Source organism: Paraburkholderia sediminicola (genome assembly GCF_046027825.1).
Taxonomy (GTDB): domain Bacteria; phylum Pseudomonadota; class Gammaproteobacteria; order Burkholderiales; family Burkholderiaceae; genus Paraburkholderia; species Paraburkholderia sediminicola_D.
Map to the genome: position 1 here is coordinate 121,593 of NZ_JAQQDU010000013.1, position 14,462 is coordinate 136,054.

The 14,462-nt window shown below is 61.0% G+C and carries 13 protein-coding genes; 7 read left to right on the top strand and 6 right to left on the bottom strand.

Going from position 1 to position 14,462, the window contains the following annotated elements; genetic code table 11:
- Positions 1-52 precede the first annotated feature (52 nt).
- Positions 53-1,210: a cytochrome-c peroxidase gene (locus PQQ96_RS09905; protein WP_408291246.1), complete on the top strand. Its 1,158-nt coding sequence runs from the start codon at positions 53-55 to the stop codon at positions 1,208-1,210.
- Positions 1,211-1,257: 47 nt separating this feature from the next.
- On the opposite strand, the gene PQQ96_RS09910 is transcribed toward PQQ96_RS09905, so the two are convergent.
- Complete coding sequence (locus PQQ96_RS09910; protein ID WP_408291218.1) at positions 1,258-2,277, bottom strand: SGNH/GDSL hydrolase family protein; 1,020 nt, start codon at positions 2,275-2,277, stop codon at positions 1,258-1,260.
- Positions 2,278-2,569: 292 nt separating this feature from the next.
- On the opposite strand from PQQ96_RS09910, the gene pgm reads away from it, so the two are divergent.
- Positions 2,570-4,228, top strand: a complete 1,659-nt coding sequence (gene pgm, locus PQQ96_RS09915) for a phosphoglucomutase (alpha-D-glucose-1,6-bisphosphate-dependent) (RefSeq protein ID WP_408291220.1) — start codon at positions 2,570-2,572, stop codon at positions 4,226-4,228.
- Between the two features lie 83 nt (positions 4,229-4,311).
- Here pgm and PQQ96_RS09920 read toward each other — a convergent pair whose 3' ends face one another.
- A complete protein-coding gene (locus PQQ96_RS09920; protein ID WP_408291222.1) occupies positions 4,312-4,464 on the bottom strand; it encodes a hypothetical protein in 153 nt (50 codons plus the stop codon).
- A 62-nt stretch (positions 4,465-4,526) separates the two neighbouring features.
- Positions 4,527-4,658: an entericidin A/B family lipoprotein gene (locus PQQ96_RS09925; protein ID WP_407947689.1), complete on the bottom strand. Its 132-nt coding sequence runs from the start codon at positions 4,656-4,658 to the stop codon at positions 4,527-4,529.
- A 386-nt stretch (positions 4,659-5,044) separates the two neighbouring features.
- Between PQQ96_RS09925 and PQQ96_RS09930 the strand changes: the two genes are divergently transcribed.
- Complete coding sequence (locus PQQ96_RS09930) at positions 5,045-6,112, top strand: DesA family fatty acid desaturase (RefSeq protein ID WP_408291224.1); 1,068 nt, start codon at positions 5,045-5,047, stop codon at positions 6,110-6,112.
- Positions 6,113-6,181: 69 nt separating this feature from the next.
- On the opposite strand, the gene PQQ96_RS09935 is transcribed toward PQQ96_RS09930, so the two are convergent.
- On the bottom strand, positions 6,182-6,394 hold the full coding sequence (locus PQQ96_RS09935) for a hypothetical protein (protein ID WP_408291226.1): 213 nt from the start codon (positions 6,392-6,394) through the stop codon (positions 6,182-6,184).
- A gap of 198 nt (positions 6,395-6,592) precedes the next feature.
- Between PQQ96_RS09935 and PQQ96_RS09940 the strand changes: the two genes are divergently transcribed.
- From PQQ96_RS09940 to PQQ96_RS09950, 3 genes are all read left to right on the top strand, one after another.
- A complete protein-coding gene (locus PQQ96_RS09940; protein ID WP_408291248.1) occupies positions 6,593-7,180 on the top strand; it encodes a BPSL1445 family SYLF domain-containing lipoprotein in 588 nt (195 codons plus the stop codon).
- Positions 7,181-7,237: 57 nt separating this feature from the next.
- Entirely contained in the window at positions 7,238-7,384 is a 147-nt protein-coding gene (locus PQQ96_RS09945) for a DUF3096 domain-containing protein (RefSeq protein WP_408291227.1), read from the top strand.
- 68 nt (positions 7,385-7,452) lie between these two features.
- Complete coding sequence (locus PQQ96_RS09950) at positions 7,453-8,262, top strand: PRC-barrel domain-containing protein (protein ID WP_408291229.1); 810 nt, start codon at positions 7,453-7,455, stop codon at positions 8,260-8,262.
- Positions 8,263-8,356: 94 nt separating this feature from the next.
- On the opposite strand, the gene PQQ96_RS09955 is transcribed toward PQQ96_RS09950, so the two are convergent.
- Together PQQ96_RS09955 and PQQ96_RS09960 are read right to left on the bottom strand one after the other, a co-directional pair.
- Positions 8,357-9,076, bottom strand: coding sequence for a Crp/Fnr family transcriptional regulator (locus PQQ96_RS09955; protein ID WP_408291231.1), 720 nt, complete (start codon positions 9,074-9,076; stop codon positions 8,357-8,359).
- Positions 9,077-9,464: 388 nt separating this feature from the next.
- Complete coding sequence (locus tag PQQ96_RS09960) at positions 9,465-12,164, bottom strand: response regulator (RefSeq protein ID WP_408291232.1); 2,700 nt, start codon at positions 12,162-12,164, stop codon at positions 9,465-9,467.
- Positions 12,165-12,637: 473 nt separating this feature from the next.
- Here PQQ96_RS09960 and PQQ96_RS09965 point away from each other — a divergent pair, with 473 nt between their 5' ends.
- Positions 12,638-13,870 carry a DUF2252 domain-containing protein gene (locus PQQ96_RS09965; RefSeq protein WP_408291234.1) on the top strand — a complete coding sequence of 411 codons (1,233 nt, stop codon included), beginning with the start codon at positions 12,638-12,640 and terminating at the stop codon, positions 13,868-13,870.
- Positions 13,871-14,462: the final 592 nt, after the last annotated feature.

The window sequence follows — 14,462 nt, forward strand, 5'->3', positions numbered from 1 at the left end:
CGCAATGCGATTCGCAGCGCTCGCTGTACTGGCGGGCGCTGTACTGCTGCCGATGTCAGCGGGTGCGGCGCCGAACGACGCGCCGTCCACTTACAGCGATGCCGCGGCACTCGGCAAGCTGATGTTCTTCGATGCGTCGTTGTCGGCCTCGGGCAAGATGTCGTGTGCGAGCTGTCATAGCCCGTCGCACGCATATGGGCCGCCCAACGGTCTGGCTGCGCAGCTAGGTGGTCCGCACATGCACTCGCAAGGCACGCGCGCCGTGCCGAGCCTGCGCTATGTGCTGAACCGCACGCCGGTGTGGAGTCATGCCCAGGCTGCGAGTCTCTCGGAACGAATCGAGGATAGCGACAACGCGCCGGTCGGCGGCTTCGGCTGGGACGGGCGCTTCAACCGTCTGCACGATCAGGCGAGTTTTCCGCTGTTCAATCCGGACGAGATGGCCAACAAGGATCCGGCGGCCGTGCTCGCGAAACTGGCGCAGGCGCCGTATGCCGCGCGCTTCAAGGAAGTGTTCGGTCAGAACATCTTTGTCGACCCCACCAAGGCGTTCGCCCAGGCGATGTACGCCATCGAGCGCTTCGAACTTGAAGACCCGAGCTTTCATCCGTACACCAGCAAGTTCGATTATTACCTCGACGGCAAGGTCCAACTGACGGCACAGGAGTTAAGGGGCAAGAAGCTGTTCGACGATCCGGCGGGCGGCAATTGCGCCTCGTGCCATATCGACCAATCGGGGGTCGACGGGTCTCATCCGCTTTTCACTGACTTCAACTTCCAGGCGCTCGGCGTGCCCCGCAATCCGGAGCTGCGTGCGAACGCGGATCCGAAGTACTTCGATATGGGCCTGTGCGGTCCGCTGCGCACCGATCAGTCGAGCGACAAAAGCAACTGCGGACTCTTCAAGTCGGTGTCGCTGCGTAACACGGCAACGCGCCAGGTGTTCTTTCACAATGGCCGCTTCCATACGCTGAAAGACGCGCTGCGTTTCTACGTTCAACGCGATACGAATCCGGGCAAGTGGTATCCGAAAGATGCTCACGGCAAAGTCGACAAGTTCAACGACTTGCCGGTTGCGCTGCGCGTGAACGTCGACACCACCGATGAACCGCTCACGCGCAAAGTCGGTGAGCGCCCCGTGTGGTCGGAGCGGGATATCGACGATGTCGCCGCGTTTCTTGTGACGTTGAACGACGGGTACAAGCGATAGCGACTTGTCGTCGGGACCGGCGCAAATTTAACGGCGACGCCCCAGGCTCAGTGACCAAGACCGCTGCCGGCGATCTGCTGCTCCACGTACTGAGCGAACAGGGCATGCAGATGCGTCGTCGGATGAAGGTCATCAGCGAACATGTACGTCTGATCCGCATTGGCCGATATGTAGGTCGCCGGCGAACACAGCAATGACGTGTCATCGGGCGTTGTCGCAGGGTTGCAGGCCTGACCGGTGTTTGACACGGTAAAGCCATTGGCCTGAAAGTTCGCGATGATCTGGTCCACCCAGGTGTAAGAATCGATCTGGATGACCTTGCCTTGCAGGCCATCGGCTTGCAAGGCAGCGTTCAGGCTATTGTTGAACATTTGCGATAACTGGGTCAGGTTCGCCCCGCCGTCGGAGGAAGCGATGCCTGTGGGCGATAGTCCGACATTCGGGACATTGACCACGACGACATGCGTGGCGCCGTTCTGGACGATCTGACCGACAATTTGAGCCAGGGTGGTGGCCGCCGTCTGCACGGTCTGCGCCGCGGCCGGCAGCGCCCCGGCGCGAAGCACATCGTTTGCTCCGGCCCAGACTAGTACCAGTTGACCGGAATTGAAGCTTCCGTGAGCCGACAGATAGCTCGACACCTGCTGGTTGACGGGCATTTCGATATTGCCGATCACGTTGACAAGAAAGTTGTTCAAGTTTGCCGGCGTCGCCACCGTCGCGCCGCCCTCCGCATAGCCGAAGCCGTTCTGCGCAGTCAATTTATGCGTGATGTCGATCGTAAACGCCGCGCTTAGCGTGCCGCCGTAATACTGCGCGACATTCTGAGTCCACACTTGCCCTGGGTTGGTCGTGAAACGCCCCCCGCCCACGGCGCTCGCGATCGGCGCATAGGTTCCGACATCCGACAGACTGTCGCCGAACGAGACAACCTGCAGATTAATGCCGCCCGCCGGCGGCGTCGCGCCACTGCCGTTGCTTGAGCTCCCACCTCCGCCGCATGCCGTCACCAACGAAACCAGTACGGCAAAAATTGCAGCACGTACCCTGCTATTACTTCCTTGCATAGCGCCTCCCGCCGGTTGACCGAGCCGTCGCCCTCACGTGGCGGGCTAATTCGCCGGCCAGCACATATCGTTCTCGCGACAGTACGTTTCGTTGAGCAAAAAGGATGCCTTACCGTCCGGGTTGCCCAATTTCGGCGGGATATCGAGGCCGAACCTTCGGTTTAACTAAAAATCATTGCCCGATACCGTACAGACATCGGCCTGTGGCAAGAGAGAAAGTCGTACTCAGAAAGATAGATGCAGGCGAACCCGGGTGTCGCCATCATGAGTCTCGACTACCAAAGGATATCGGATGAACATCAATCCTCTCGCCGGCAAACCGGCACCTCATGAGATGCTGGTCAACGTCCCCCGACTGGTCACGTCGTATTACACCGAAAGACCAGATCCCGCGATCCCGGCGCAGCGGGTCGCGTTTGGCACCTCCGGGCATCGCGGCTCGGCTTTCGCGCGCAGCTTCAATGAGTGGCATGTGCTCGCCATCACGCAGGCGATCTGCCGTTATCGGCAGCAGGAGGGTATCGACGGCCCCCTGTTTATCGGTGTCGACACACATGCACTGTCTGAACCCGCTTACGCGAGTGCGCTCGAGGTGCTGGCCGCCAACGGCGTTGAGATCATGATTGCGCAGAACGGCGAGTACACGCCCACGCCGGCGGTGTCGCACGCCATCGTCGCGTACAACCGTGGCCGCACTGCGGGACTGGCGGACGGCATCGTGGTGACGCCGTCGCACAACCCGCCGGAAAGCGGCGGTTTCAAATACAACCCACCGAGTGGCGGCCCGGCTGACGAAATTGTGACCGGCTGGATCGAAGCGGTAGCGAACGGGTTGCTCGAAAGCAAGCTTGATGGCGTGCTGCGGATGTGTTTGGCGAAAGCGTTGCGCGCCACCACGACGCACCGCCATGACTTCCTCAACGCCTACGTTGGCGATCTCGTCAGCGTCATCGATATGGATGTGGTGCGTGGGGCGCCGATCGTCCTGGGCGTCGACCCGCTTGGCGGCGCGGGTGTGCACTACTGGGGGCCGATTGCCGATCGCTATGGTCTCAATCTGCGCGTGGTCAACGACGACGTCGATCCGACTTTCCGCTTCATGAGCGTCGACTGGGATGGGCGGATTCGTATGGATCCATCGTCGCCGTATGCCATGCAATCGCTGATCGACCAGAAGGATCGCTTCGATGTGGCCTTTGCGTGCGACACCGATCACGATCGTCATGGCATCGTCACGCGGCACGCCGGACTGCTGCCGCCCAATCACTATCTCACGGTTCTCGTCGATTATCTGTATTCTCATCGTCCCCAATGGCGCGCCCATGTGGCGGTGGGAAAAACCGTTGTCAGCAGCCAGATGATCGATCGCGTGAGCGAGAGGCTGGGTCGTACGGTGTGCGAAGTGCCGGTCGGATTCAAATGGTTTGTCGACGGCTTGCTCGACGGCTCGCTTGGCTTTGGCGGGGAGGAGAGCGCGGGCGCCAGTTGTCTGCGACTCGACGGCACGGCGTGGACGACCGACAAGGATGGGATCGTACCGGCGTTGCTGTCGGCCGAGATCACGACACGTATCGGTCGCGATCCCGCTGAAATCTACCGGGATCTGACCCAGAGGATGGGCGAGCCGGTTGAGCGTCGCGTGCAAGCCGTAGCAACTGCGCGGCAGCGCGCGCTGCTGGGGCGGCTCTCTCCGGCGCAGTTTCCCCACACTGAACTGGCCGGCGAACCGATCGAGCAGGTGCTCGACCGTGCTCCAGGCAATCACGCAGCGATCGGTGGCATCAAGGTGATCACGAAGAGCGGTTGGTTTGCGGCGCGTCCATCAGGAACCGAAGATATCTACAAGATCTATGCGGAGAGCTTCCAGGGTGAAGACCATCTGACGCGCATCGTTGAGGAAGCCCAGGCGATGGTAGATGGCACGCTTGAAGAACATGCACTCAATCCATGATCGCGCCTGGCCGTCAGCCTCGGCCGCCGCCAGTCTAGCTGGGCCTGATCTCGCGCCGCACAAAACCGATAAACGCGGCACGCCTAGTCATGGTCGTGATTCTGGTGATAGTCGCCACCGCCGTGATAGTCTCCATCGCCGTGGTGGTCGCCGCCTACCGGGACGAGGATGCACGCGCTCAGGCCGACAATCAGCGACAGCGCGATCAGCATCCATACACGTGTCTGGTTCTTCATTTTCATTCCCCCTTTGGTGCGATTTCTTCTTGAACATCCACAAGACCGATAACTTGTGCCGCTTATTTGGCGTCCTCGGCGGTGTTGTGAATGGCCTGACCGCCTTTCGATATGTCCTGGCCCGCGCCCGCAACAGTGTTGCAGCCCGCGAGAAGAGCGGTACCGGCGATCATAAACAGAACGATGAGTCGCATCATGGTGTCCCCCTGCGAAACGTTCGTGTTGCCGGCAGCGCTTGCGAGCCGGATAGTTTTCCATTGAAGCTGGAGCGGGAGGAACAAGCTGATTCCCGGTGCCGTTTGCTACCAATGCTGCAAGCGCACTGCGAGCGAATTCGATGGAACAAGTAAGTAATGCCACCATTCAGGATCAACGTCTGTCCGATGGCGGACGTTTGGGTTCAAGCCGATGGGACGTCGCTTGTGGAGGCTCGATATCGCATGGAAGCGTTGGAGTCTGGTACGGGACCGTACCGACATGCCAGGCAGTTGCGCACATCCTGACGTCGATCTCTCGTGATTGGCATGACGAGGCGCTCAAGACGAGCTAAGTACTCACGGTTCCGTAAAAGAGGGCCAACGTGTTTCGAACTTCACTGGCTTTTTTCTCAAACGGTTTGCTTTGCCTGCCGTGGTGGCAGATTGTGCTGGTCACGCTGTTGCTGACACATGTCACGATTATCAGCGTGACGGTCTACCTTCACCGCTGTCAGGCGCATCGCGCGCTTGAGTTGCATCCGGTCGTTAGCCACGGTTTCCGCTTCTGGCTGTGGCTGACGACGGGTATGGTGACCGGCCACTGGGCGGCAGTCCACCGCAAGCATCACGCGAAGTGCGAGACCGCTGAGGACCCTCATAGCCCGCAGGCTCATGGCATCTGGAAGGTGCTGCTCGGCGGCGCTGAGCTTTACCGCGCCGAAACAAGGAATGAAGAAACGCTGCGCAAATATGCTTACGGCACGCCGAACGACTGGATCGAGCGGAATCTCTATGCAAAATACCCGAACCTTGGCGTAAGCCTGCTGATCGTGATCGACGTTGCCTTGTTTGGGATCGTCGGCGTCTCGGTATGGGCCGTCCAGATGATCTGGATTCCGTTCTGGGCGGGTGGCGTGGTCAACGGCATCGGCCACTTTAGCGGCTACCGCAACTTCGACACGGCAGATGCGAGTACGAATGTCATTCCGTTGGGCATTCTGATCGGCGGGGAGGAGCTTCATAACAATCACCACGCCTATGCGACATCCGCCCGGCTGTCGAATAAATGGTACGAACTCGACATCGGCTGGATGTACATTCTTATCCTTTCAGCGCTAGGACTGGCAAAGGTCAGGAAACTGGCGCCGAGGCCGCATCTGGTCAAAGGCAAGACGGTGCTCGATGACGCTACGCTGCAAGCGGTACTGCGCAACCGCTACGAGGTCATGGCGAGCTACGCGAGGGCGGCAGAACGCGCCCGCCGGCAGGAGGGAGACCAGAAGCTACCTATCTACGTTGAGTTGCGTGAGGAACTCACCGCGATGTGGGAGCGCTCCAATGTGTCGCGTGAGCAGTTGCTCCTGCAGTTACAGACTTGGTGCCGTCGTGCCGAACTGAGCGGGATTGATGCCATCGAGGAGTTTGCACGGCGCCTTCGCCAGTACGCGTGAGCGACTCCGAGACTACGTGACGTCTTCCCTCCGCCGTTGATTCGCGGAACCGCACATGGCACGAGGGTGCTACCGGAGCGGAACCGATCGACGCTCGAACTCGTTGAAGAGCTTGAGCAACCGGGCCACGCGTTTGGTGCCGTCGGGCAGGAGAGCCTGCTCTGCCTCCAAAGCGGTGAGGCGTTGCCGCCAGTACGGTAGCGACAGTGGATTGCCCCGCTCGAGCAACGGCAGAACGTATTCAAGGTGGGCCAGATCTTTGGAAAACTCGTGCAGTGACATTTCTTTTCCTTTGGGAGGCCGGTCAATGCCTCAGTCACAGGGTATGCCAATTCACGGTCGGCGTCTGCACGCTATCGTACAAGCTGCGAATTAGCGTCCACGCGCCGCAGATAGCCGGCAGTTTGTACGCTGACGTACCGCTTCCGGAGTCGATCGGGCGTAGTGTCAGCGTCACTATCTGTAGAAGTGGAGGCCATGATGCTACGAAGAACGTTTCTATTCACGACACCCGGTTCGATCCTCGCGATCGGGCTTGCGGTATCAGGTTGCACGACGACGAGTCCGTCCGACTCCAGCAGCGCACAGATGGACAAGCGTCACAGCATCGACGCTGGCGTGGATTCGACCTTGGGGCGGCTATACAACGACGCAAAGGGATCGCGCGAACTGGTTGCGAAGGCCCGTGGGGTGCTGGTGTTCCCGTCGGTTATCGATGCCGGCTTCGTCGTAGGTGGCCAGTATGGCGAGGGCTCACTGCGGGTCGGCGGGCGTACTGTCGGGTACTACAGCACCGCAACCGGTTCGATCGGCTGGCAGGCCGGTGCGCAGTCGAAGGCGATCGTCTTTCTGTTCATGACTGAAGAATCGCTGGCGAAATTCCGTAACAGCGAAGGTTGGTCGGCGGGCGGCGATGCATCGGTGGCATTGCTGAAGGTTGGGGCGAACGGCAACGTCGATACGAGTACGGCAACCGGTCAGGTGGACGCGTTCGTGTTGACCAACAGCGGGCTGATGGCAGGCGCGACGCTCGAAGGTACGAAGGTCAGCCGGCTCAAGACCCTGTAACGCGAGCGGATCGGGACTCGCATACGGCGCATGGCGGGTGCGAGCGAGGAGGGAATCATGCATATGCTCACAAGTGCAGGTCCACTGGTCTCATTGATTGCCGGCATTCTGATTCTTGTGGTGCCACGTCTGCTGAACTACATCGTGGCGATCTATCTGATTGTGATTGGACTGCTGGGACTTTTCGGAAACCACATTCACTGAACGCACTTTTCCCACCCGGGAGACGACGCGGCGAACGGATGCCGCGAGGCAGAAACGGAGTATCGAACATGCTGCGCAATATAGAGTTTTTGCAGGGATCCACCGTCGAGGCGAGCGACGGCGATGTAGGGACGGTTACGCAAGTTTACTTTGATGACGAAAAGTGGGGCGTCCGCTATCTGGTCGTTGAAACCGGTAACTGGCTCAGGGACCGGCAGGTGCTGATTTCGCCGTATGCCGTTTCTCACACCGACCCAGGTTCAAGCGCCGTCCACGTGAAACTCACGCGGCAACAGGTGCGCGACAGTCCGAATATCGACGCACATAAGCCCGTGTCGCGCCAGCATGAGATCCAGTACCTGCGGTACTACGGCTATCCGACGTATTGGGGAGGAGCAAACGTGTGGGGGATGGGGGCCTACCCCGCCTTCGACGGGCCTGCTGCAACGGCGGCACTGCCATTGGGCGTTTCTCCTGTTATCGACCCGGACCCAGAGGCCGATGAGCCGCCGGCGGACACCCATCTGCGTAGCACCGAAGCGGTGAAGGGTTACCACATCGAAACGATCGACGGCACCATTGGTCACGTTTCCGGCTTCATCTTCGACGATGAGGCCTGGGTTATACGCTACCTGACCGTCGATACGCGCAACTGGTGGCCTGGCGGCAAGGAAGTTCTGCTGGCGACCGAATGGATCGAGTTGATCGACTGGTTCGGCTCAACCGTTTCCACGACGCTGACGCGCGATGCGATCAAGCAAAGCCCAGCGTACGACGATGCGATTCCGGTCAACCGGGATTACGAAACGGCACTGTTCGAGTTTTACGGCAGGGAGGGTTACTGGTCGAAGGAGAGGGCGGTTTTGCCAGGTGAGTGAATGACCGCACCATGAGCCCCGATGCCGTAGGGTATCGGGCCTTTACGGGTCACGCGCCATCAGACAAGGCCGTGACCTGTTTGTCTTGCCCACGCTAGATTGCGCGCAGATCGGGCAACAGCCGGTCGAATTCGCGTCGCACGACGCCGTAGCATTCGCAGACACGCTTTTCGAGCCCGGGCCGATCCAGCACCTCGATATGGCCATAGCTGTAGCGGATCAACCCTGCATCCTGGAGTTTCGTGGCGGCTTCGGTTACGCCGGGGCGGCGCACACCGAGCATATTGGCGATCAGTTCCTGAGTCATCTTCAACTCGTTGGACGGCAATCTGTCAACGCTCAGCAGCAGCCAGCGGCACAACTGCTGGTCGATCGAGTGATGCCGGTTGCAGACGGCGGTTTGCGCCATCTGGGTAATCAGCGCCTGGGTGTAGCGAAGCAGCAGCCGCTGCACGGGGCCTGCGCGATGAAACTCTTCCTTCAGGATACGTGCGTCAAGCCGGTAGGCGTGCCCTGCGCTTTGCACGACGGCGCGGCTGGGCGTGGTTTCGCCCCCCATAAAGAGCGCGATACCGACGAGCCCTTCGTTACCGACAATCGCGATCTCGGCGGACGCGCCGTCTTCCATGACGTACAGCAGCGAGATGATGGCGGTGGTGGGGAAAAAGACGTGATCGAGGCGGTCACCCGACTCGTATACCACTTCTCCCAGCGGCATATCGACCGGTATGAGATGCCCTTCGATGCGCTTCCACTCTGCCTCCGGTAAGACCGACAGCAGGTGATTCTCTTTGGGATGATGCGATGTTGACATCGCCGCTCCTCGACATGCTGGTAAAAAACGGCGTCGTTCCCGAACGATTACGCTGAGAAATCGACTGTTGAGGCCAGACTTCAACTGAGGTGCGCGACGTGAAGCTGGCTGAACGGTGCTGTTGTGCCTCTGCGGCACGACCTCAAGGTAGTGCGATCCGGGTGACCCTTACCCTATTATAGGGCAGTGCTACCAGGCACCACACCTAGGTAGCTAAATATCAGTTGGATCGGGCATCCGCGCGTTTTGTGAAGTCGCTGCTGCCCGGGCGGCGGCACGGAGTCCCGGCCGCATGGATACAGCTAACGGCGTGCGTCAAGGCGAGCGATACCGCAGCGGCTGTCCTGTCCATCAGTGGAGTCGTGTCGATTGCGCGGAGTACACGAGCCTAGGAAGCCGCCTCCGTATGATCGAGCCACTCCGCGAGTTCGCGCCGCAGCTCCGACATTTCGAGCGGCTTGCCGAGCAGCCGTGCGCCGGGGATGGTGTCGCCGATCTCGGCGTTCCGGCCATAGCCGGACACCAGCAATATGCGGATATCCGGCTGCTGACGCAGCACGGCGCGCGCCAGGTTGTCGCCGGACATGCCCGGCAATGTCAGGTCGGTGAACAGGACGTCGAAACGTTGCGTGGGCACGAGCGGCAGCGCTTCCTCCGCGCTCGCGACCGCAGTGCAGTCGAACCCGAACGCGCCGAGCAGGTCGCTGAGTGCGTCGCGCGAATCGGCGTCGTCTTCGACCAGCAATACGCGAGCCGGCGTGCCGGGTTGGTGTAACGGCGGACTGACCAGGAACTCGGCCGGCGAATCAGTCGAGGCGTTGGCGAGCGAATTTTCTCCCGATGAGGTTGGCTCGTGGAGGCTTTCGCGCGACCCGGGCACGTCGGAGGTTGCTGGCATTCTGGCTGGATCGTAGGGCGTACGTGGCACGCAAGGGGCGATCTGCCCATCGGCGACGCCATCTACGCCGCTCACGCCGACGCGCAATACGCTGCGCACCTTGCGCGCGAGATCGTCGCGCCGGTACGGCTTGGAAAGCAGCGTGATGCCTGCGTCGAGCTTGCCGTGATGGACGATCTCGTCGCGCGTATAGCCGGAGGTGAAGAGTGTCGGCACTGCGGGCGAGCGCGCCGCGGCACGCTGCGCCAGTTCCACGCTTTTCACCTGGCCGGGCATTACGACATCGGTAAACAGCAGATCGATTGGTACGTCGCTATCGATGAATTCGAGTGCCGCGTCGCCGCTCGATGCAGTCAGCACTTTATAGCCGAGTTGCGCGAGCATTTCGACGGCGGTGAGGCGTACGTCCGCATCGTCTTCGACCACCAGAATCGTTTCGCCGCCGCCCACCGGCGCTGTGGTCTGATCGACGGCTTCGGCTGTTTCCGGCTCGCAGCAGCGCGGGAAAAACAGCGAGACGGTGGTGCCGCGTCCCACTTCGCTGTCGATCAGCGTATGACCGCCGCTTTGTCTGACGAAACCGAACACCATGCTTAGGCCCAGGCCGGTGCCGTGGCCGTCGGGCTTGGTTGTGAAGAACGGTTCGAACGCGTGCTCCAGAATGTCGGGCTTCATGCCGGTGCCGGTGTCGGTCACCGAGAAGACCACGTATTCACCCGGCGAGAGTTCCGGCTTGCCGCGGCAAAACGCATGGTCCAGCACGCGGTTCGTCGCGTTGACGGTGAGCGTGCCGTCGGCTTGCATCGCGTCGCGCGCATTGATCGCAAGATTGAGCAGCGCGTTTTCGAGTTGATTGCGATCGGCTTGTACATTCCACAGGTCGTCGCTCAATACCGTTTCGATCTTGACGGTCTCACCGAGCGCGCGGTGCAGCATCTCGCTCATGCCGGCCAGCAGTCGGCGGGGGTTGAGTACAGTAGGCGAGAGCGGCTGGCGGCGCGCGAAGGCAAGCAGATGCGCGGCCAGTTTCGCGCCGCGTTTGACGGCATCGGTCGCGGCGGACAAACGCCGCAGCGTGGCCGGATTGCCATCGGCATCGGCGGCGAGCATCTGCAGATTGCCGTTGATCACTTGCAGCACGTTGTTGAAGTCGTGCGCGACGCCGCCTGTGAGGCTGCCGATCGCTTCCATCTTCTGGGCCTGGCGCAACTGCTCTTCGGCGAGCGCCCGTGCCGCGACCTCATCGGCGACGCGTTGCTCAAGCGTTTCGGTCAACTGACGTAGCGATTGTTCGGCGATCTTACGTTCGTGGATGTCGATCAGCACGCCGGGAAAGCGCGTCGGTTCCCCATGTTCGTCGAACTCGCACTGACCGTTTGCCTGCACCCACATATAGTCGCCATCGGGCCGGCGAATCCGGTACTCCGCGCGAAACGGCTGGCCGGTGCGCATGGCTTCGATCGTCAGGCGCTCGTTGAGGGGCTGGTCGTCCAGATGGATCACTTGCGTCGCGGCATTGCGCTCGACCCCTTTCGCGGCCTCTTCCAGGGGGAATGAAAAGGTGCGCGCGAAACGTTCGTCGCCGGTGACGGTGCCGGTGCGCAGGTCGAGCACCCATGTGCCGAGCACGGCGCCGGTGTTGAGCGCGAGCTGGAGCCGTTCGTTGGTCTCGTGCAGTTCCGCCTCGGCATGTTGCCGCCAGCGTTCGGTCAGTACGCGTGCGGTGGTTTCGACGACCATCGCGAGCACGCCCGCGGGTGCGCCGCTGTCATCGGCGACCGGGCTGTAGTAGAGGTCCATCCAGACGTCTTCGGGCTTGCCGTCGCGCAGCAGGACCAGTTCCTTGTCGCGGTACGACAGGGTGCCGCCGGCAAGACAGGTCGTCATCACATGACGGTTGAATTCGGCGACCTCCGGCCAGCCGCGTTCGACCGGACAGCCGAGCAGATACGGATGCCGTCCGCCCGCGAAGATTGCGTAGGCGTCGTTGTAGATCATGTAGCCTGGGTTGCCCCATAGAAGGACGAGGGGCACGGGCGACGCGAGCAGCATTTGAACGGTGGCGGTCAGACTGCGCGGCCAGTTTTCTATGGCGCCGAGGTCGGTCGCGGTCCAGTCGAATTCGCTGATACGGCGCGCCATTTCCCCGTTCCAGCCGGGGCAGCCATGGTCTTGTGGCGGGAATGGCATTGCTGCGCTCCACAGAGGTCACGTCGATGAGTGTGTTCCCACTCTGCAGGCGCGCATCGCGCGCGTGGATGTTCAGCAGCAGGAGGCGGGATGAAGCTTCAGCCGTGCACAGCGGGCGCGAAGCTGCCGCGCGGCAGCAACAATTGTAGGCCACAACTTCTGGGCGAGGGCCTGATCGAGGGTGCTTTACGGGTTTAGCCGAACGCCTGCGCGAGAAGGGTCTGGCAACTTTTACCTGGCTTATCTAAGTGACGCGTTGAATAGCGGAAAGAAGAGCAAGTGTCGCTGGTTTTGATCGACTTTCCACGGCCTTGGCGCTGCGCAATGATGGGCCCGACCGACAGGAGCGCGTCAGGCGTGTTTCGTGCTGACCGCACTTGTTCGCTTGCGCCAACGGGCGCATGGTGGGGGGTGGGCGCTACGCCGGATTCGAACTTCAATAAACGCGGACCACATAAGGCCGGGAAGAAACGATGCCAAAGAAAAACATCACACGAAACAAGCTGCCTAAACCGGGCGCACGGCAGGCGCTATTGACCACGCGCCGCAATGCCAGAATGGCGCGTTCGGCGCATGCTTATGTGCGCGGCAACACAAGCAAGTTCTACGAATGGCTCGACGGAATGGAGAGCCACGCATTGCCCGAAGGTCCGGCGATCTGGATTTGCGGCGATTGCCACACCGGCAATCTTGGGCCGGTTGCCGATGCAGAAGGGCGTGTCGAGATACTGATTCGCGACCTCGACCAGACGGTGATCGGAAATCCCGCGCACGATCTGATCCGTCTTGGGCTTTCACTGGCGACGGCCGCGCGCGGATCGGACCTGTCTGGCGTGACGACCGTGCATATGATGGAGGCGTTGGCGGATGGCTACGAGCGCGCTTTCGACGAAGCGGCCGGCGATGCCGACATCCATGCCGAGAAGCCTGAGGCGGTGAGGGTGGTGATGAAGGAAGCGGTGCGCCGTTCGTGGCGCCATCTGGCGGAGGAGCGGATTGAAGATCTCGAGCCGACCATTCCGCTCGGGTCCCGCTTCTGGCCGCTGGCGAAGAGTGAGCGGCGCGCGATTGAGGCGTTGTTCGCGAAGGGATCGCTGGCACGGCTCGCGACAGTGTTGCGCGGCTGCGGCGACGACGCTGATGTCGAGGTGCTCGACGCGGCTTACTGGGTGAAGGGATGCAGTTCGCTGGGGCGATTGCGGTATGCGGTGCTGCTGGACATCGACGGCGCCGCGGTGGATGGCGACGACCTGTGCCTGATCGACATCAAGGAAGCCGCGCAGGCGGCCGCGCCGCGTTATCCTGGTGTGCGCATGCCGCGGGACAACGCCGAGCGGGTGGTGGCGGGCGCACGTCATTTGTCGCCCTCACTTGGCGAGCGGATGCGGGCGGCGCGGTTGTCGGATCGCGCTGTTGTGATACGGGAGCTGCTGCCGCAGGATATGAAGTTGACGATTGAGCAGTTGACTCGGGATGAGGCGATGAAAGCTGCGCGCTTTCTTGCGTTAGTGGTGGGGAAGGCGCATGCGCGGCAGATGGATAGTGGGGAGCGCACGGCTTGGCTTGCTGAACTGCGGAGGAATCGGTCGAAGACGCTCGACGCGCCGGGGTGGCTTTGGAAAAGTATTGTCGAGCTTGTTAGTAGCCATGCGGCTGGGTATTTGGAGCATTGTCGGCGGTATGCTGGTGGGTATCAGGATAACTGATGGTTTTTTGCCTGCGCGGCGCTTTCTGTCTGTATGCCTACGGCGTTGGCCTTTCCTTGTTTTCTTATCGGTATATTAGCGTCGCCCCTGTGCGGGGCAAGCACCTACTTTTCTTTGCCTGCCGCAAAGAAAAGTAGGCAAAAGAAAGCGGCTCGAACCCCCTGCTAAGCGGGTCCCTGCACAGTCACGGTAGTGGTGCATCTGGAATCTGTGTTCTCGCACATTCGGCCTTGGTGACAAAGCCATCATTCTTCCGGCGGCGCTGCGCGCGCCGAAGCGCATTTCTTAAACCCGCCCGCTGCGTTTAGCTCTCGCGTTTTTGCTCGCAACACTAGCTCATCATTGCGCGGTCACCGCCAGACATCTCATTCGAAATGGCGTTTCTCTCGTAAGAGCACAGACGCGTCGCCGAGGCGAAGCCGATGGCTCTCAACACACCTAAACGAAGCCATGGGTTTGCATGATGAACCCTTCCGGCGAGCACGCGGTGCGAGGCGGGAAGCATGACAGCCTTGTCACGAACGCGGAGTGTGCGAGGGCACAGATTCCAGATGCACCACTACCGTAACTGTGCAAGGGACCCGCTTAGCGG